18 protein-coding genes are annotated in these 17,096 nt (G+C 56.6%); 10 read left to right on the top strand and 8 right to left on the bottom strand.

Annotated elements, in window-relative coordinates:
- Nucleotides 1-32: 32 nt before the first annotated feature.
- Both L991_RS08110 and L991_RS17265 read left to right on the top strand, forming a co-directional pair.
- Complete coding sequence (locus tag L991_RS08110) at nucleotides 33-704, top strand: DUF502 domain-containing protein (RefSeq protein WP_047393883.1); 672 nt, start codon at nucleotides 33-35, stop codon at nucleotides 702-704.
- A 60-nt stretch (nucleotides 705-764) separates the two neighbouring features.
- On the top strand, nucleotides 765-935 hold the full coding sequence (locus L991_RS17265) for a hypothetical protein (protein ID WP_156129025.1): 171 nt from the start codon (nucleotides 765-767) through the stop codon (nucleotides 933-935).
- 142 nt (nucleotides 936-1,077) lie between these two features.
- On the opposite strand, the gene L991_RS08105 is transcribed toward L991_RS17265, so the two are convergent.
- A complete protein-coding gene (locus L991_RS08105) occupies nucleotides 1,078-1,998 on the bottom strand; it encodes a LysR family transcriptional regulator (protein WP_028448883.1) in 921 nt (306 codons plus the stop codon).
- A 110-nt stretch (nucleotides 1,999-2,108) separates the two neighbouring features.
- Between L991_RS08105 and metE the strand changes: the two genes are divergently transcribed.
- Both metE and L991_RS08095 read left to right on the top strand, forming a co-directional pair.
- Nucleotides 2,109-4,505: a 5-methyltetrahydropteroyltriglutamate--homocysteine S-methyltransferase gene (gene metE, locus L991_RS08100; RefSeq protein WP_052190755.1), complete on the top strand. Its 2,397-nt coding sequence runs from the start codon at nucleotides 2,109-2,111 to the stop codon at nucleotides 4,503-4,505.
- 134 nt (nucleotides 4,506-4,639) lie between these two features.
- Nucleotides 4,640-5,152: a GAF domain-containing protein gene (locus L991_RS08095; protein ID WP_051258687.1), complete on the top strand. Its 513-nt coding sequence runs from the start codon at nucleotides 4,640-4,642 to the stop codon at nucleotides 5,150-5,152.
- Here the strand turns inward: L991_RS08095 and L991_RS08090 are convergent.
- Complete coding sequence (locus tag L991_RS08090; protein ID WP_047393880.1) at nucleotides 5,139-6,026, bottom strand: hypothetical protein; 888 nt, start codon at nucleotides 6,024-6,026, stop codon at nucleotides 5,139-5,141. The genes L991_RS08095 and L991_RS08090 overlap by 14 nt on opposite strands.
- 73 nt (nucleotides 6,027-6,099) lie before the next feature.
- Nucleotides 6,100-6,360, bottom strand: a complete 261-nt coding sequence (locus L991_RS08085; RefSeq protein WP_047393878.1) for a hypothetical protein — start codon at nucleotides 6,358-6,360, stop codon at nucleotides 6,100-6,102.
- A gap of 171 nt (nucleotides 6,361-6,531) precedes the next feature.
- Here L991_RS08085 and L991_RS08080 point away from each other — a divergent pair, with 171 nt between their 5' ends.
- The 4 genes from L991_RS08080 to L991_RS08065 all read left to right on the top strand — a co-directional run bounded on the left by L991_RS08080 (nucleotide 6,532) and on the right by L991_RS08065 (nucleotide 8,757).
- Nucleotides 6,532-7,113, top strand: a complete 582-nt coding sequence (locus L991_RS08080) for a DUF1415 domain-containing protein (RefSeq protein ID WP_047393875.1) — start codon at nucleotides 6,532-6,534, stop codon at nucleotides 7,111-7,113.
- Complete coding sequence (locus L991_RS08075; RefSeq protein WP_047393873.1) at nucleotides 7,113-7,814, top strand: peptidoglycan DD-metalloendopeptidase family protein; 702 nt, start codon at nucleotides 7,113-7,115, stop codon at nucleotides 7,812-7,814. Before L991_RS08080 ends, L991_RS08075 begins: the two co-directional genes overlap by 1 nt.
- A 149-nt stretch (nucleotides 7,815-7,963) precedes the next feature.
- Nucleotides 7,964-8,275, top strand: coding sequence for a hypothetical protein (locus L991_RS08070; RefSeq protein ID WP_047393870.1), 312 nt, complete (start codon nucleotides 7,964-7,966; stop codon nucleotides 8,273-8,275).
- The gene (locus tag L991_RS08065) at nucleotides 8,272-8,757 is read left to right on the top strand and encodes a dihydrofolate reductase (RefSeq protein WP_047393867.1); all 486 of its coding nucleotides are present in this window, start codon (nucleotides 8,272-8,274) and stop codon (nucleotides 8,755-8,757) included. Before L991_RS08070 ends, L991_RS08065 begins: the two co-directional genes overlap by 4 nt.
- Nucleotides 8,758-8,854: 97 nt before the next feature.
- Here the strand turns inward: L991_RS08065 and L991_RS08060 are convergent, their stop codons facing one another.
- The 5 genes from L991_RS08060 to trpS all read right to left on the bottom strand — a co-directional run bounded on the left by L991_RS08060 (nucleotide 8,855) and on the right by trpS (nucleotide 14,357).
- Nucleotides 8,855-10,069, bottom strand: a complete 1,215-nt coding sequence (locus L991_RS08060; RefSeq protein WP_052190735.1) for a murein transglycosylase A — start codon at nucleotides 10,067-10,069, stop codon at nucleotides 8,855-8,857.
- A gap of 7 nt (nucleotides 10,070-10,076) precedes the next feature.
- Nucleotides 10,077-10,331: a PhaM family polyhydroxyalkanoate granule multifunctional regulatory protein gene (locus L991_RS08055; protein ID WP_052190734.1), complete on the bottom strand. Its 255-nt coding sequence runs from the start codon at nucleotides 10,329-10,331 to the stop codon at nucleotides 10,077-10,079.
- A complete protein-coding gene (locus L991_RS08050) occupies nucleotides 10,328-12,613 on the bottom strand; it encodes an NADP-dependent malic enzyme (RefSeq protein ID WP_028448891.1) in 2,286 nt (761 codons plus the stop codon). The genes L991_RS08055 and L991_RS08050 overlap by 4 nt, the downstream gene beginning before the upstream one ends.
- A gap of 126 nt (nucleotides 12,614-12,739) precedes the next feature.
- Nucleotides 12,740-13,234, bottom strand: a complete 495-nt coding sequence (locus L991_RS08045) for a DinB family protein (protein WP_047393863.1) — start codon at nucleotides 13,232-13,234, stop codon at nucleotides 12,740-12,742.
- Between the two features lie 112 nt (nucleotides 13,235-13,346).
- Entirely contained in the window at nucleotides 13,347-14,357 is a 1,011-nt protein-coding gene (trpS, locus tag L991_RS08040; RefSeq protein ID WP_047393862.1) for a tryptophan--tRNA ligase, read from the bottom strand.
- A gap of 394 nt (nucleotides 14,358-14,751) precedes the next feature.
- Here trpS and L991_RS08030 point away from each other — a divergent pair, with 394 nt between their 5' ends.
- Together L991_RS08030 and L991_RS08025 are read left to right on the top strand one after the other, a co-directional pair.
- Nucleotides 14,752-15,951: an acetyl-CoA carboxylase biotin carboxylase subunit family protein gene (locus L991_RS08030; RefSeq protein WP_052190733.1), complete on the top strand. Its 1,200-nt coding sequence runs from the start codon at nucleotides 14,752-14,754 to the stop codon at nucleotides 15,949-15,951.
- Nucleotides 15,951-17,084 (top strand): Gfo/Idh/MocA family protein, encoded by a 1,134-nt coding sequence (locus L991_RS08025; protein ID WP_047393856.1) that lies wholly within the window; start codon nucleotides 15,951-15,953, stop codon nucleotides 17,082-17,084. Before L991_RS08030 ends, L991_RS08025 begins: the two co-directional genes overlap by 1 nt.
- The last annotated feature ends 12 nt before the right edge of the window (nucleotides 17,085-17,096 follow it).

The following is a 17,096-nucleotide window of genomic DNA, read 5'->3' as shown; positions in this document are numbered from 1 at the left end:
TCGTCTAGCCCAATACCCCAAAGGAGTGTGGTTTGATCAAACGTAGTATGCAAAGCGTGCTGGGCACCTGGCTGGCGGGTTTGCTGGCTTTGTTGCCGCTCGCTGTGACGATTTCGCTGCTGGCCTGGGCGATTAATCTGCTCAATACCTATATCGGGCCGAAAAGTCTGGTGGGGCAGCTGTTTGCCTATTTTGGCCAGAGTTTTGTCAAAAACCCGGTGCTGCAATATCTCACCGGCACCTGTTTGCTGCTGATGGCGATTTATTGCCTAGGGATCGTGGTGCAGTCGCGGCTTAAAAAGCCGCTGGCCGCGCTGGTGGATCGCACGGTGCGGCGGATTCCGGTAATTGGCAGTTTGTATAATCTGGCCGATCGTTTTGTTGGGCTTTTGGATCAAAAGCAAGATGCCGATATCGCTGCGATGAGCCCGGTGTGGTGTCTGTTTGGCGGTGATGGCGTGGCCGTGCTGGCGCTGATGCCCAACCCCGATCCGGTGGAGATCGAAGGGCGCGTGTATCAGGTGGTGCTGGTGCCAACGGCGCCGGTGCCAATTGGTGGTGGTCTCTTGTATGTGCCCAAAGACTGGATCCGGCCGGCCAATATCGGGGTGGATAAACTCACCAGTATTTATGTTTCGATGGGTATTACACCGCCGCCCAATTTGAGCAAAATGCCCGGCGGCGCGCCGGTCATTGTCGGCTAAGCGCCGCGGCCAGCGCCAGCCGGCGTATAATGGCCAGGATTTTCCATCAGGAGTATGTGCATGAACGCCAAAATGAAACGTCTGAGCACCCGTCAACGCAAGCGCTATTTGCTGCGCGAAGCGGAAAAAGTGTTGCAAAACCTGCTGGTGAGCCAGCGCCGGATGCCAAGTGGTGAAGAGCTCGAAGCTGCGGTGACTGTGCGTTACAACGAGATTCTGATCAAGTCATAAGCTTAGGCTTAGGTCGCTCACTCGCGCTGGCCGCCCTGGCTTAAAACCAAGCCCCGCATTGCGGGGCTTTTTTTTGGTGCTGAGTCTTAAGTGCTGTTGTTAGTTTAAATGGCAGGCTGGCCGCCGTTACCGCCAGCTAAGTTCAGAGCAGCACTACATCGGGCAGATTCTGCACACTCACCGTGCGCATGGTATCGACAAAATCCGTCAGATAGGCCGCGCTGGCGCGTTCGCTATGCAATACGGCATAGAGCTCACTGGTGAGGCCTTGCGCGGTAATCGGCTTGGCCTGCACATAGCCGCGCTCCAGATAGCCCTGCACACTCCAGCGCGGTAAAGCCGCCACGCCGCGCCGGCTGGCCACCAGCTGTAGCATCGCGACCGTCAGCTCAGTGGGGCGGCGTTTGGGATTGATGCCGGCGGGTTTGAGTACTTTGCGCAGCAAATCCAGCATTTCATCCGGCACTGGATAGGTGATCAGCGTTTCCTCGGCAAAGTCGGCGGCCTCTAAATAGGGCTTGTGCACCAGCGGGTGATCATTGGCCAGCAGCGCCACCATGTCGTAGCTAAACAGCGGCAAATGCGCGAGTTCCGGCTGGCTTTCCACTTCCGACACAATCGCCAGATCAGCGCGATCTTCAAACAGGAGCTGCACCGGATCGGCATGAAAGCCGGAGACGATATCGAGCTCTACCTCGGGCCAATGCTGGCGAAACTGATCCATGGCGGGCATCAGCCAGTCAAAGCAGGTGTGGCATTCCACCGCAATGCGCAGCTGGCCGGCCTGGCCTTCGCGCAGGCGGGCAATATCGCGCTCGGTGCTGGCGACCTGCGGCAAAACATGGGTGGCCAACTGCGCCAGTTTTTCACCCGCCGCCGTGAGTTTGAGCGGGCTGGATTTGCGGGTAAACAGCGGCAAGCCGTAGTGATCTTCCAGCAGGCGCACCTGATGCGACAGCGCCGATTGGGTCAGATGCAGGCGTTCGGCCGCGCGGGTGAGGCTGCCGGCTTCGGCAATCGCCAGAATAGTTTTCAGATGGCGTAACTCCAGCAGCGATTGCATGGCGGCTCCATTGATTAGCTAAATTCATGCTTAATACAAAAATAATGAGCTGTAATCATAGCGTGCGGCGGCGTAGTATGCAAATCACATTCATTAATCAGGAAAAAGTGATGAGCAATACTAATGTAGCAAATACCAGCGCCAACCCAAATGCCGTTAGCAGCCATATTCTGGGTTTCCCACGGATAGGTGCGCAGCGTGAGCTGAAATTTGCGCTGGAGCGCTTCTGGCGCGGCGAGAGCAGCGAGGCTGAGCTCACGCAGGTGGGCCAGCAGTTGCGCCGCCAGCACTGGCGCTGGCAAGCCGAGGCGGGCCTGAACTGGGTGACCGTGGGCGATTTTGCCTGGTACGACCAGATTTTAAATACCGCCGCCTTACTCGGCACCTTGCCGGCGCGCTTTGGTTTTAATGCCAAAACGCTGACCTTAAGTCAGTATTTTGAACTGGCGCGCGGCAATACCGACCAGTTTGCGCTGGAGATGACCAAGTACTTCGATACCAATTACCACTATCTGGTACCTGAACTCAGCAGCAGCACGGCCTTTGCCGGTGGGGTGGATTGGTTTTTCCATGAAGTGGAAGATGCGCTGACGCAGGGCCACGCGGTGAAGGCCGTGTTGCCCGGCCCGCTGACCTTCTTGTGGTTGTCTAAATGCAAGCAAGAGGGGTATGACAAGCTAGACCTGCTAGCGCGCTGCGTTGAGGGCTATACCCGGGTGCTCAATCGTCTGGCGAGTTTGGGCGTGAAACAAATTCAGCTGGATGAGCCGATCTTGGGGCTGGATCTGCCGGCAAGCTGGCTGGCCGCGTTTGCCCCAACTTATCAGGCCTTGGCCGGGCAAGGGCTGGCGATTGTGCTGGCGACGTATTTTGCCGATGTGAGTGCGCATCAGGCGCTGTTGGCGCAATTACCGATTGCGGCGCTGCATCTGGACGGGGTGCGCGCGCCAACACAAATCCAGACATTTGCCGCCAATTGGCCGCAAGACAAAGCGCTGTCGCTGGGGGTGATTGATGGCCGCAATATCTGGGCGAATGATCTGGCCGCCACGCTGGCTTGGCTCACGCCACTACAGGCGCAGCTGGGCGCGCGTTTGTGGCTGGCGCCGAGCTGCTCGCTCTTACATGTGCCGGTTGATTTGGCACAAGAAGACGACCTAGATGCTGAGCTGAAATCTTGGCTGGCTTTTGCGCGGCAAAAGCTGCACGAACTGCATGTGCTGCAAACAGCGCTTAATGGCGGCATTAATCAGCCCGCAGTGCGGGTGGCGCTGGAAGCGAATGCGGCGGCGCAAGCGGCGCGCCGGCAATCGCCACGCATCCATAATCCGGCGGTGAGCGAGCGCTTGGCCAGTTTGCCGGCCGAGATTGATCAGCGCGCGGCGCCGTTTGCGGTGCGCCAGCAAGCGCAGCGGGCGCGCTTTAATTTGCCGCTGTTGCCCACCACCACGATTGGCTCTTTCCCGCAAACCACGGCCATCCGGGCGGCGCGGGCCGCGTTTAAACGCGGCGAACTAGCGGCCGCTGATTATGAAGCCGCGATGCGCGATGAAATTCGCTTGGTGGTGGCCAAACAGGCCGAGCTGGGGCTGGACGTACCGGTGCATGGCGAAGCCGAGCGTAACGATATGGTGGAGTATTTTGGCGAACAGCTGGCGGGCTTTGCCTTTACCCGCTTTGGCTGGGTGCAAAGTTACGGTAGCCGCTGCGTGAAACCGCCGATCATTTTTGGCGATGTGTCACGGCCACAGCCGATGACCGTGGCGTGGTCCAGCTATGCGCAAAGCCTGACCCAACAGCCGATGAAAGGCATGCTCACCGGGCCGGTGACGATCTTGCAATGGTCGTTTGTGCGCGATGATCAGCCACGGGCCACTACCTGCGCGCAAATCGCGCTGGCGATTCGGGATGAGGTGCAAGATCTGGAAAACGCCGGTATCGGGATTATCCAGATTGATGAGCCGGCTTTCCGTGAAGGCTTGCCGCTGCATCAGCGCGATTGGGCTGACTATCTGGCTTGGGCCGGGCGGGCTTTCCGTATTTCGGCCGCCGTCGTTGGCAACGCTACGCAGATTCACACTCATATGTGCTATGCCGAATTCAACGATATTTTGCCGGCCATTGCCGCGATGGATGCGGATGTGATCACCATCGAAACCAGTCGCTCGGATATGGAATTACTCGAGGCCTTTGGCGAATTTGCCTACCCGAATGAGATTGGCCCCGGGGTGTATGACATTCATAGCCCGCGGGTGCCGCAGGTGGCAGAAATGTTGCGTCTGATCGGCAAGGCGCTGGCGGTGATTCCGGCTGAGCGCTTGTGGATCAACCCTGATTGCGGTCTAAAAACCCGCGGCTGGCCCGAAACCGAAGCGGCACTGCGTAATATGCTGGCCGCCACGCAGCAGGCGCGTACGGCGCTGGCGCAAGGTTTGCCGCTGTCGATGGTGAGCCCAACGCCAGCGCCGGCGGCTGCGTCAGCGGGCGGTGCTTGCCACTGCCACTAAGCGGCACGCCGACCGTCGCTACAGCGTGGCGGTCGGCACAGTTTTTGGTTTAGCGCATGGCGCGTTGCAGCACAGGCGCTATAATCGGGCTATCTACTCGCCGGTAACTTACCGGCTTTCTCAGGATTGAGCCCATGCAAACCCCAGCCCTGGCCGACAATGAAGCCCTGCGCATTGAAACCCTGCGCCAGTTTTTGATTCTGGATACGCCGCCCGAAGAGCGTTTTGATAATCTTACCCGCGCGGCGGCCAGTTTTTTCCGTGTGCAAATTGCGGTAGTGAGCTTGGTCGATGTCAATCGGCAATGGTTTAAGTCGATTTGCGGGCTGGATGCCAAGGAAACCCCACGCGATATTTCCTTCTGTGGGCATGCCATTTTGCAAGACGATGTACTGGTGATCGAAAATGCGTTGCTGGATGCGCGCTTTGCCGACAATCCGCTGGTGACGGGGGCGCCCCATATTCGCTTTTATGCCGGTGCGCCGCTGATCGCGCCCAATGGCAGTCATATTGGTACTTTGTGCCTGATTGACCCGCAGCCCAAATCGCTGAGCGCAGCCGAGCTGGATATGCTGCGCGACATGGCCAATGTGGTCATGCGCGAGATCGTGCGCACGCCTGAGCTGTTGCGCGCTACGCCGGCGTAGCCGCCGCGCTTTTCCAGAATTGCCACCAGGCTTTTTGTGCCTTGCGTGGGAAATCGGCATTGTGATTGGCGACCAGCACCAAGGCCTGAGTCAGGAGTACAAACAGTTCATCCGATAGCTGGCAATAGCTATCGTATTCAGCGCCGGCAAAGCCCACATCATTCCACGAGCCCATCCCGCCAAAGACCCACGCCGTTTCGGTAGCGGCCAATAATTGCTGGGCAGGCAGATTCAGCGCACCGGGTGGGGTGAGATCGCTGCTTTCTAGTCGTGCCGCTGCGGTATTCAGATCATCCAAGGCACGGGCAAAGGTTTTGGCAAAGCCCAGCTCTTTTTGTTCGCTGGCGAAGGTGGTGAGGGCGGTGAGCTGATTGGCTAGCAGGGCCCGCAGTTTGGGTAGCGCCAGCACTTCGCTCGCCGGTGCGCTCACCCGGCGGGCGATCTGCCCATAGCGCACCTGCCAGATTTTACGGTCAGCCCGCTGACGTTCGCCCACTTCCCAGCGGGCTTCCCACACATCAACGCCATCGGCAAAGTGCGTCAGTAGCAACCAGCGGCCACCTCCGCCTACAAAGCCCACTGCCATCCGGTCGCTGGTCGTGTGCTCGGCGGTATGGCCCGATGGCCAGTAGCTGAGGCTGAGTTTATCAACGCCCGCATCGGCCTGCTGCTGCAGCCAGGCCAATGGATCGCGCGCCAGTGGCTGGCTTGGCCAGTTGCCCGTCGCCGGATCGAGGGCATAAAACGCCACCTCGGCACAAAACTGAAACGTGCTATTGCCCGGATAAAAGTCGCTGGACTGTGCGATGCGGCCTTGCAGCAGGGCATTGCCCCAGCTAGTGAGGGCGATCATCTGGGCAATAGTGGTTTGCACGCTGTTCTCCACGAGTGGGCGGGAATCAGTGTGCTAGCTTGCCTGTAAATGACGGCAGGGGGAAGTATAAGGCTCACACTGCGCGTGCTCGGCGCCACACTGTCCGCCCAGCCAGGGGCAGTGCCTCCACTTCGCCGCTAGCGAGCAGGGCCGCCAAAGCATCTGCCACCTGCGCCGCACTAGGTGGCAGCGGCAGTTCATTCAGCCAGAACAGGGTAATGCCCTCGGCGGTGTCGGTCGCGTGTGGGTTACGTTGCAGATACTGGCGAATAGCGGCAATCAACGCGGTTTGCATAGTGGCTGACAGCGTATCGTTGGCATTGGTGTTGGGCATGGCGGGTTCCTGCGGTGATGATTGGCAATCGGTCAGCGTAAACCGTGCGGTGAGGGCAGACCGTGCGGTTTGGTAGTTCTACACAGCCGGCATTTTTTTCCGCCGCGCGGGTTTTAGTGCCGCGGCCGGCACGGTAAAATCCAGCCAGTTTGCCATTAAAGCAGGAATACCATGTCTGATTTGACAGCACCCACCGCAGCAACCGTCATCGCCGCTACCCGTCATTGGCTGGAGCAAGCGGTGATTGGGCTCAATTTATGCCCGTTCGCCAAAGCGGTGTATGTCAAAGACCAAGTGCGCATTGTGGTGTCAGAGGCCAAGCATCTGGATGGTTTTCTGGAAGATCTCGACCGCGAGTTGGATTTTCTCGCTGCCGCCGACCCCGAGCAGGTGGATACCACCTTGCTGATTCACCCCACGCTATTCCCCGATTTTGCGGTGTTTAATGAAGTGCTGGAAATCGCCGACGAAGCGGTCGAAGAGCACGCGCTGGAAGGCATCCTGCAGGTGGCGAGTTTTCACCCGGATTTTCAGTTTGCCGATACCGCGGTCGATGACATCAGCAATTACACCAATCGCGCGCCATATCCCACCTTGCACTTGCTGCGCGAAGACAGCATCGCCCGCGCGGTGGCGGCCTTCCCTGAGCCTGCAGCGATTTTCGAGCGCAATATTGCCACGCTGGAAAAAATCGGTCTCGCTGGCTGGCTGGCCTTGGGCTTGTCGGCTTCGCGCGCTGGTCAGGAACAATAATGCGCCGCTGGAGCTGGGGTATCGGTCTGCAGCGCTTGGTGCTCTTGGTGTTGACGAGCATACTGCTGGCTTGCGGCACAAGCAGCGCGCCGATTAGCACTGGGCCCACGCCCAAAGGGTTTTACCGCGTGCAAGGCGGCGACACCTTGTTTCGCATCGCCAAAAATCACGGCCTGTCGGTAGACCAGCTCAAACGCCTGAATCAGCTCAGCAGTAACGATATCGAGGTCGGCCAGTTGCTGAAGGTGTCGGGAGGCGAACCCACCAGCCGCCCCGGCACGAGTAGCCGGCCGGTATTTACTGCCACCCCGGCGCCGGCCGCCACGCCACGCCCAGTGCTGAATTTACGCTGGCCGCACAATGGTAATGTCATCGCCAATTACGCCCCGCCGCGCAATAAAGGCATTGATTTGGCCGGCAATGAGGGTGAACCGATTTTGGCCGCGGCCGATGGCAAAGTGGTGTACGCCGGCGATGGCATCCGCGCCTATGGGCATATGATCATCATTCGCCATGCTGGCGATCTGCTCACCACCTACGCTCATAACCAAACCCTCTTGGTCACCGAAGGCACGCAAGTGAAACAGGGTCAGCCGATTGCACGCATGGGCCGCACCGGTACCGATCGGGTGAAGCTGCATTTTGAAGTGCGGATTAATGGCAAGCCGGTTAACCCGCTGGAGCAATTGCCAGCCCGCTAGCCTTCTTTCCGTTGGGTATTGGCCTGCAGTGCATGCCAAGATTTGATTGCCGGGGTATACCCAGGCGGGTATCCTGAGTGCCCAGTGTGGCCGGCCAATGTTGGCCGACGGGGTGCTTTTTGTTGCTAAATGAATTTGATGGAGCGCGCATGCCTGCCCATTTGATTGCCCGTTTACTGGGCGTGGCCGTGCTGGGGCACGCGCTGTTGCTGCTGGCTTTAGGGCTGGTGTTGCACCATTTTGCCGGGGGTATCTGGCCACCGGGTGTCTATATGGTTTTCTGGCTTTTGCTCGCTTGCCAAGTCACGGCGGGCTTGCTGACGTGGCCACTGGCCCCCGCCGGCGGCCGCGCCTGGCTATGGGCACTGGGCGTGGCGCTCAGCGGTTGCCTGGTGGGCGCAGCGGCGTGGTGGCAACTGCGCCCAGTGGCGGCGCAAACAATGAATAAGGACAATCCATGAGTGAAGTCGCCATTATTTCGGCGGTGGGCGCCAATCGGGTGATTGGTATCGATAATCGCTTGCCATGGCGCCTGCCGGAAGACTTGCAGTATTTTAAGCAGCTCACCATGGGCAGCCCGATGCTGATGGGGCGTAAAACCTTTGAATCGCTGCCGGGCTTATTGCCTGGCCGGCGGCATTTGGTGATTAGCCGCAATCGGGCCTGGTCGGCGCCGGGCGCCGAAGTATTTCCGAGCCTGGCCGCGGCCATTGCCGCTTGCGCCGAGTTGCCGCGGGTGTTTGTGATTGGCGGCGGCGAGATTTATCGGCAGGCCATGGATCTGGTCGACACCCTGTATCTGACCGAAGTGGCGCTGAGCCCTGATGGCGACGCCTACTTCCCCGAATTTAGCCCAGCGCAATGGCAGGAAACCGCGCGTGAGGCGCACACCAGCGCCAAAGGCATCGACTACGCCTTTGTCACGTATCGCCGGCGTCGCTGAGTTAGTTTCAATGCATAGAGGGGTATTGCTCGCTAGGCTAAATCATAATTAGCTTGGCGAGTAATACCCCTATTTTGTAGCTAGGCTGTCGGCCGCATTATTGCGGCAGCGCGATCCCTTTGGGCCACAGCAGCCATAATTGCCCGCTTTGTTTCATCGTGCCGGCCAGTTCACCGGCGGCCGCGCCGGTGCCCCAGAAAAAGTCGGCTCGCACACTACCCCGAATCGCACCACCAGTATCTTGCGCCGCCACCAGGCGATGCAGGCCGCCGGCTGTATCGGGGCGGGTGGTGGCGATAAAGGCCAAACTGCCCAGTGGTACCGTGCCCGGGTCAACCGCGATGCTGTAGCCGGCGGTGAGTGGTACATTCAGGCTGCCCAGCGGGCCATCATCGGCTTTGAGCCCATCGCTTTCGCGCAGCTCGCGGAAGAACACATAACTCGGATTACTATTGAGCAGCTCATCCACCCGCGCCGGATTGGCCTTGGCCCAGGCACGAATGCTCTGCATCGAGACTTCACTGGCAGGCAGCAAGCCTTGCTCCACCAGCCAGCGGCCCACCGGCTTATACGGCTGGCCATTCTGATCGGCATAGCCCAGGCGCAGCATGCGCCCGTCGGGCAGCTGTACCCGGCCCGAGCCTTGAATCTGCAAAAACTGCACATCCAGCGGGTCTTGCAACCAGGCCAATACCGGCGCTTTCAGCCCTTTGGCCACGATTTCGGCGCGATCAGGGTAGGGCAGGAGTTTATTGCCCACCAGCCGGCCGCGCAGGCGTTTGCCTTTGAGCTCGGGGTAAACCTCATCCAGCGCCACGGTAATCATATCGCTGGGCGGACCATACACCGGCTGGTTGGCTTGCGCGTTGCGGCTCAGGCTGCCGGGGTACACCGGCTCGTAGTAGCCGGTGATCAGCCCGCTGGTGCTGCCATCTGGGTTGGCCAGCTGATAGGGCACCAGCTCGCGCTCGATAAATTGCCGGATCGCCGCCCGCTCCAGCGGGACAGCACGGGCTGCCTGACACACAGCCAGCCACGGTGTGCGCGGTTTGGCGCAGCCTTTGAGCCAGGCTTGCCAGCCGGGCACCAAGGCATCGTCGGCCCAATTAGGCAGATCTTGCCAGCTGCGGGCCTGATAACGCGGCGCCGCGGGTATAGCCTCTGAGGGCTTGTTGATGCTTGGTTTGGTAGAGGTACTGCTGGGTGTATTGCTAGCGGTGGCTACGCTCGGTGCACTAGGCCCGGTGCTGGCGCAGCCAACAAGAAAAACAGCCAGCAAGCTGGCTGTGAACGGTAAAGCGGTGAATTTCATTGCATTCTCAGAGGTGGGATTCCGGCGGTTTGGGCTCCAGCCCTTGTTTAAAAGCGGCCAGCCCGGCTTTTTGCATTTCCAGCGTTTTGATCGTCATTTGCAGCATGCCAACCTGCAGGCTGAGCCATTGCTCGACCGTGCGGCATTCGGCGATCTTGCGCTCGATTTCTTCCTCTGACAGCGGCGGTAGAAAAGGGTTGCTGCCCGGCTTCATCATTTGACTAAAAAAACTGAAGGGATCGGCAGGATTGAACTCGCTCATGCAGCATCTCCACTGGAAAGGGTGGCGGCCTCAACCGCGGCCAGCGCGGCCATATTGATAATACGCCGAACCGACGCGGTCGGGGTCAGAATATGGGCCGGTTGCGCCAGCCCCATCAGGATCGGGCCGATGGTCACGCCTTCGACCGAGGTGGTTTTCAGCAGATTAAACGAGATATTGGCCGCATCCAGATTGGGCATCACCAGCACATTGGCTTCGCCTTTGAGGCGCGAATGCGGGAACACTTGCTGGCGAATGGCGCTCGATAGCGCCGCATCACCATGCATTTCGCCATCGATTTCCAGCTCTGGCGCGCGCTGGGTAACGAGCTCCAGCGTGCGCTGCATTTTGCGTGCCGATGGGGTATCAAATGTGCCAAAGCTGGAATGGCTTAGCAGCGCCACTTTGGGCACGATGCCAAACTTGCGCACCGCTTCGGCGGCCATCAGGGTGATGTCGGCCAGTTCCTCGGCGCTTGGATCCTGATTCACATAGGTATCGCAAATAAACATATTGCCGGTTTGCAGCAGCAAGATATTCATCGCTGCTGTGGTTTGGGTCGCCAGCCGTGGGCCCAGTACATTCATCAGGTGATGATGGTGGTTTTGATACAGCCCATAGGTGCCGCAAATCAGCGCATCGGCCTCGCCGCGCTTGACCATCAGTGCGCCAATGAGCGTGGTTTTGCGCCGCACCTCAGCCTTGGCTAGATTTTCCGATACCCCTTTGCGCATCATCAGGCTGTAGTACAGCTGCCAATATTCACGGTAGCGCGGATCGCTTTCCGGGTTACACACTTCAAAATCAATGCCGGGGCGGATGGTCAGGCCCAATTTTTCGATCCGGCTTTGCAGTACTTGCGGGCGGCCGACCAGAATGGGCACACACAGCTGCATGGCCAGAATTTCCTGCACCGCATGCAGCACCCGCTCGTCTTCCCCTTCGCAGAACACCACCCGCTTTTGCGCCTTTTTCGCGGCAGCGAATACCGGGCGCATAAACAGATTGGTTTTGTAAACAAACTGCGTCAGCTCATCGATATAGGCGGCAAAATCGGTGATCGGGCGGGTGGCCACACCAGTATCCATTGCCGCTTTGGCGACAGCTGGGGCGATTTTGACAATCAGGCGAGGATCAAAGGGTTTAGGGATCAGGTATTCCGGCCCGAAGGAAAGCTCTTGGCCGCTATAGGCATCGGCTACTACATCGGATTGTTCGGCGTGCGCGAGCTCAGCGATGGCATCTACCGCGGCGTGCTTCATGGCTTCGTTAATGGTGGTGGCGCCAACATCCAGCGCACCACGGAACATAAACGGGAAGCACAGCACATTATTAACCTGATTGGGGTAGTCCGAGCGGCCCGTGCATACAATCACATCGCTGCGCGCGGCCTGCGCTTCTTGCGGGGTGATTTCCGGGGTGGGGTTGGCCAGCGCCAATACCAAGGGATTGGCATTCATGCTTTGCAGCATCTCGCCGGTGACTACGCCCGGGCCAGAAAGGCCGAGGAAAATATCCGCGCCCTCGAGTGCTTGAGCCAGGGTGCGTAAATCGGTATCGCGGGCGTAGCGCTGTTTGGTTTCATCCAGCGGCCCGCGCGCAGTGTGAATCACGCCTTTGGAGTCACACACCATAATGTGCTCGCGTTTCACCCCGAGCGACACCAAAAGATCTAGGCAAGCAATTGCGGCCGCGCCTGCGCCCGAGGCCACCAGCCGCACTTCGCCTAGCTGTTTGCCAATCAGGCTCAAGGCGTTTTTAACTGCCGCGCCGACAATAATGGCCGTGCCGTGCTGATCATCATGGAAAACCGGGATGTTCATGCGCTCGCGCAATTTGCGCTCAACATAAAAACACTCGGGCGCTTTGATGTCTTCCAGATTGATACCGCCAAAGGTGGGCTCTAGCGCGGCGATAATTTCTACCAGTTTGTCCGGGTCTTTTTGTTCGATTTCGATATCAAACACATCAATCCCGGCAAATTTTTTAAACAGTACCCCTTTCCCTTCCATCACGGGCTTGCCGGCCAGCGGGCCAATATCCCCCAGCCCCAGCACGGCGGTGCCGTTGGTGACCACGGCCACCAGATTGCCGCGGGAGGTTAAATTACGGGCCTCGCTTGGATCGGCCACAATAGCGTCGCACGCCGCCGCTACACCGGGCGAGTAGGCGAGCGCCAGATCACGCTGGCTGGAGAGCGCCTTGGTGGGCATAACCTGAATTTTGCCCGGCTTGGGAAAGCGGTGGTATTCGAGTGCTTTTTTACGAAGTTCTTCATCCATGCTGCACCTGCGCCCCTGAGTGGTGATGGCTTCATTCTAGACGCAGTGAGGGATGAGCGTATTGCCGAAATGCTTTATTTCGCAGCGCAGCAATTCACGGCAGTGCGGCCGTGAATCCAGCTGACCTTATGTCGTGCGATGCAAATAGCCCGTGAGAATGTCTGGAGTGATTTTGACCGGTGATTTGCCACCTTCACTGATAATCCGCCCAATTTGCCCGCGGTGGTAGCTGGCGTGGGTCAGAACATGCAGCAAGATGTCGCCCACCGTCATCCGCGCCGGCTTGCCGTCGGTGAAGACAAATTCAATCACCCGGCTGAGATCTTGGCAGGCGGGCTGGACAAGTAGCGCGAGCCAGGCTTGATCCAGCTGGGTTTGTAGAGCGATGAGTTCGGCTAAGGTTGGTGTTGCGGGGGTGTTGGTGGCGGTAAATCCATGTTCCTCGCTGCGCAAATGCGCCAAGAAAATCTGATCGATCACCGCCAGATGATTGAGTAGCCGCGTAGCAAGGTGCAGATTTTTGGGCGGCAGTTGCTCGCCATGCTGTTGCAATTGCGCCAATAATTCTTGGGTGGCAGCCGCTTTGTGGGCGAACGCCGCATGCATAAAGTGTGTGCTCATCTCTTTGCCTTGGTGTATGGGCTGAAAGCCTATTATTTGTATGATCTGCTGGCAGATACCGGCATGGGTATCTGCACAAAAGCTATTCTTGCCACAACATGCTACTCAGCAATTAAAAGTAGTACATGCCCATGGCTGTTTTAACTTTATGCAGTGTCAACACTGCGGTTTGCCGCGCCTTGGCCGAGCCGCACAGTAGCATCGACAAAATCGCATCCGGCTCTTTGGCAAGCTCTTGGCGGCGGGCGCGTATCGGCGCCAGCAGGGCTTGCAGTACCTCATTCAAGCGTGCCTTCACCACGCTATCGGCCAGCCCACCATGTTGATAATGCGCTTTGAGCTCGGCCACTTTGGCGTTATCCGGGTCAAAAGCATCGAGGAAGCTAAATACCACATTGCCCTCGACCTGCCCGGGGCTGCCCACGGTGAGATGCTGCGCATCGGTGTACATGCGATTGACGGCTGTGGTGATCTCATCGGCGCTGGCCGAGAGCGATAGATGGTTGCCCGCCGCACGGCTCATTTTGCCTTTGCCATCCAGCCCCGGCAGGCGGGTGGTGTTCGACAACAGCGCTTCGCATTCGCGCAAAATCGGTTCGCCAACCATGCGATTAAAGCGACGCACGATTTCATTGGTTTGCTCAATCATCGGCAGCTGATCTTCGCCCACCGGAATTAAGGTGCCACGCAAGGCGGTGATATCGGCAGCCTGGCTAATCGGGTAGGTGAGAAAACCGGCGGCTACATCACGTTCTTGCCCCTTGTGGCGAAGTTCGTTTTTAACCGTAGGGTTACGCTCCAGCCGCGCCACGGTGACCAGATTCATCAGGTAAAACGAGAGCTCGGCCAGCTCGGGCACCATTGATTGGATCAGGATGGTAGATTTTTGTGGATCGATCCCCACGGCAAGATAATCCAGCGCAATATCAATCACAGCCTGGCGCACGCCATGGTAATCACCCTGATGATCAGCCAGTGCCTGAGTGTCGGCCAACAGGATAAATTGCTGGTGCTGATCTTGCAGTTGCAAGCGGGTTTGCAATGAGCCGGCAAAGTGGCCCAAATGCAAAGGGCCGGTGGTGCGATCACCGGTGACCACAACGGTCGATTGGGGGGTAGTCATGATGCAGCTCCTGGATTTTGCTGAGCCGCCGGAAGATGGTGGGGTAGAAAACAAAAAACCTGTCACCGTTTCCGGCGGCAGGTTTTGTCTGGACGAACAAAACTAGTGCCGCCTAAGGGCGCCACCAGTAATAATACGCAAATGAAAAGGTGCGAATGTTCGTATTCATAAATCAATGATGCACCAGCTCGCGTTAAGTCGTCAAGTTAGCGCTGTCATGCAGCTAATGCGCAAGGGCGCCACATTGAGAATGGACATAAATCAATGCAACAAGGCTGACAGCTTGTTAGTGCCGCCTTTTGTGTTCTTGTATGATGGCTTATTTGCTTTGCAATCCGGTGGCTTTCTCTGTCGCTTGGGTATTGCTGAATGAGTCAAATTTAAAGAAGTATTTATGTCGAAATCCAGTTGGGTACTCTTGGTGGGTACAAGTTTTAGTGCGGTACCCATTTTGCACACGCTGCAGGCTGCTGGTTGGGCAGTCGCTGTTTGTGGCAACCATCCTAGCGATCCCTGTGTGGCGCAGGCCGATGCGTATTATCAGCTTGATTATTCAAACCACGAGCAGTTACTAGCCTTAGTCAAGCGAGAGGGCTTTGGCTATCTGTGCCCTAGTTGTAATGACTATGCTTATTTGTCAGCAGCCTATGTCGCAAATAGTTTAGGGCTGCCGGGATTTGATGCGCCTAATAACATTGAGGTGATTGCAAATAAGGCCAGTTTTCGTTCTTTTGCCCATGCTGCGGGCCTACCAGTCCCGCGTGTTTGGCAGCTAGAGTTTGAACGCGAGCTGATCCAATACCCAGTGTTAGTTAAACCAGTGGATAGCTTCAGTGGTCGCGGCGTCACTAAGGTGCTTAGTTCGCTTGGTTTAGACGTGGCCATCGCGGAGGCGCAAGAAGAGTCTCGGAGTCAACGCTATGTAGTCGAGCAATTTATTGAGGGTAGCTTGCATAGCCATTCGGCGTTCATACAAGAAGGCAAAATCGCATTTGATTTCTTTGTTGATGAATACTGCCAAGCATACCCCTATCAGGTAGATTGCTCTCACCATCCGTCGCAATTGCCACAAGAAGCACGAGGGCAGCTGCGCGCGCTTATCCAACAGATGGTGCAAAGTTTAGGCTTAGTCGACGGATTACTGCATACCCAATTTATGTTTAGTCCCGATGGGCCGATATTAATAGAGAGTATGCGCCGCTGCCCTGGCGACCTTTACTATCACTTAATCCACCTTTCGACCGGGCAAGCCTATCTTCAACACTATGTTGCCCCCTTTCTTGGGCAAACAACCCGTGTTGTGCCTTCAGCTGTTGAGCGATTCTGGATGCGTCATACGCTCAGCCAGGCAAAGGATAGTATTTATATAGGCGTGAATACTCAGTTAGATGGGTGGAAAGGATTTAAAGTTTTTCCACTGCTCGAAGCTGGGCAGATTGTGAAGGCAGCCCCATTTGGTAAGGCAGCTATTGCTTTTATTGAAGTGAGTAGCTTTGCCGAGATGGTAGAACAAACCCCGCGGTTGGCGGATCGATTTCAAGGAAGTTTCATGAGCCCTGAGCTAGGAATGCAACTAGACGCTGGAGACTGCTGATGAGCCGATTAAAGCTTGCTTTTGTTGGCGGTGGTGTGAATTCTGCGGTTGGGCGTGCTCACTTTGCTGCTTTAAATATGGATGGGGTTTTTGAACTGGTAGCTGGTTGCTTTAGTAAAAACCCGCAGATTAACCTACAAAGCGCACAGGCGTACGGAGTAAGTCAAGATCGCATCTACTCTGACTTTGCGGATCTCTATCGTTTAGAAAAGGGAAAAATTGACGCTGTTGTTATTTTGACGCCCACTTCAGCCCATTTTGAACCCGTAATGGCAGCAATTCAGGCTGAGATCCCGGTGATCTGTGAAAAAGCGCTAGTGAGTACAGTTGCCGATGCTGAAACTATACGCGCGGCGGTAGTGGAAAAGAATGGATTTCTGGTTACAACTTATAACTACACTGGATATCCAGCCTTGCGCGAGATGAGGCAACGTATTCAAAACGGTCTATTAGGTCGCTTGTGTCACTTTAATGCAGAAATGCCACAAGAAGGGTATGTACGTGTAACTGCTGATGGTAAAACGATTCAGCCTCAGCCATGGCGATTGAGCGATGGGGAAATTCCAACTATCTATTTGGATTTGGGCTCGCATTTGCACCAGATTTCGCATTATTTACTGGGGTTGGCACCTGAAGAAATAACTGCACATCATCAATCATTTGGTCATTTTACGGATGTAATTGATTATGTGGACGGTTCTGTGATTTATAAAGATAAGGTGTTTGGTAAATTCATCTTTGGCAAATCGTTTTTAGGTAAGCGGAATGGTCTAAAGATTAGTATTTACGGGTCTGATGCCAGCATTGAGTGGGTTCAAACTGATCCAGAGCAGTTAAAAATCGCATATCGTGACGGACGGATTGAGTTTATTGATCGCGCCTATGACATGGATGCAGGAGCTGCGATTGAAAATTGTCGATTCAAAGCCGGGCACCCTGCGGGTTACGTAGAGGCTTTCGCAAACTTGTATTTGAATATTGCTGTGGCGTTGAAAGACTATAAGAAACAAGGTTGCTGGAGTAGTTATGAGCTATTTGGGGCTGACTACTCGGTAGAAAATTTGCAGTTTCTGAGTGCAATGGCGAAAGCTGCTGCAAAAGTGAATACTAAGCTAGAGTCAAGTGGAGCTTGAATCTGCTGGTGC

The sequence above is a fragment of the Chitinibacter sp. ZOR0017 genome (assembly GCF_000799095.1).
Taxonomy (GTDB): Bacteria; Pseudomonadota; Gammaproteobacteria; order Burkholderiales; family Chitinibacteraceae; genus Chitinibacter; species Chitinibacter tainanensis.
This window is presented reverse-complemented; position numbering and strand designations above follow the sequence as displayed.

What these genes read in the sequence shown, in the direction of transcription:
- L991_RS08075 (WP_047393873.1), top strand. Translation starts at nt 7,113, where the DNA reads ATGCGCCGCTGGAGCTGGGGTATCGGTCTGCAGCGCTTGGTGCTCTTG.
- L991_RS08080 (WP_047393875.1), top strand. Translation starts at nt 6,532, where the DNA reads ATGTCTGATTTGACAGCACCCACCGCAGCAACCGTCATCGCCGCTACC.
- L991_RS17265 (WP_156129025.1), top strand. Translation starts at nt 765, where the DNA reads ATGAACGCCAAAATGAAACGTCTGAGCACCCGTCAACGCAAGCGCTAT.
- L991_RS08055 (WP_052190734.1), bottom strand. Translation starts at nt 10,331, where the DNA reads ATGAGCGAGTTCAATCCTGCCGATCCCTTCAGTTTTTTTAGTCAAATG.
- L991_RS08085 (WP_047393878.1), bottom strand. Translation starts at nt 6,360, where the DNA reads ATGCCCAACACCAATGCCAACGATACGCTGTCAGCCACTATGCAAACC.
- L991_RS08030 (WP_052190733.1), top strand. Translation starts at nt 14,752, where the DNA reads ATGTCGAAATCCAGTTGGGTACTCTTGGTGGGTACAAGTTTTAGTGCG.
- L991_RS08060 (WP_052190735.1), bottom strand. Translation starts at nt 10,069, where the DNA reads ATGAAATTCACCGCTTTACCGTTCACAGCCAGCTTGCTGGCTGTTTTT.
- L991_RS08070 (WP_047393870.1), top strand. Translation starts at nt 7,964, where the DNA reads ATGCCTGCCCATTTGATTGCCCGTTTACTGGGCGTGGCCGTGCTGGGG.
- L991_RS08105 (WP_028448883.1), bottom strand. Translation starts at nt 1,998, where the DNA reads ATGCAATCGCTGCTGGAGTTACGCCATCTGAAAACTATTCTGGCGATT.
- L991_RS08050 (WP_028448891.1), bottom strand. Translation starts at nt 12,613, where the DNA reads ATGGATGAAGAACTTCGTAAAAAAGCACTCGAATACCACCGCTTTCCC.
- trpS (WP_047393862.1), bottom strand. Translation starts at nt 14,357, where the DNA reads ATGACTACCCCCCAATCGACCGTTGTGGTCACCGGTGATCGCACCACC.
- L991_RS08045 (WP_047393863.1), bottom strand. Translation starts at nt 13,234, where the DNA reads ATGAGCACACACTTTATGCATGCGGCGTTCGCCCACAAAGCGGCTGCC.
- L991_RS08025 (WP_047393856.1), top strand. Translation starts at nt 15,951, where the DNA reads ATGAGCCGATTAAAGCTTGCTTTTGTTGGCGGTGGTGTGAATTCTGCG.
- L991_RS08095 (WP_051258687.1), top strand. Translation starts at nt 4,640, where the DNA reads ATGCAAACCCCAGCCCTGGCCGACAATGAAGCCCTGCGCATTGAAACC.
- metE (WP_052190755.1), top strand. Translation starts at nt 2,109, where the DNA reads ATGAGCAATACTAATGTAGCAAATACCAGCGCCAACCCAAATGCCGTT.
- L991_RS08065 (WP_047393867.1), top strand. Translation starts at nt 8,272, where the DNA reads ATGAGTGAAGTCGCCATTATTTCGGCGGTGGGCGCCAATCGGGTGATT.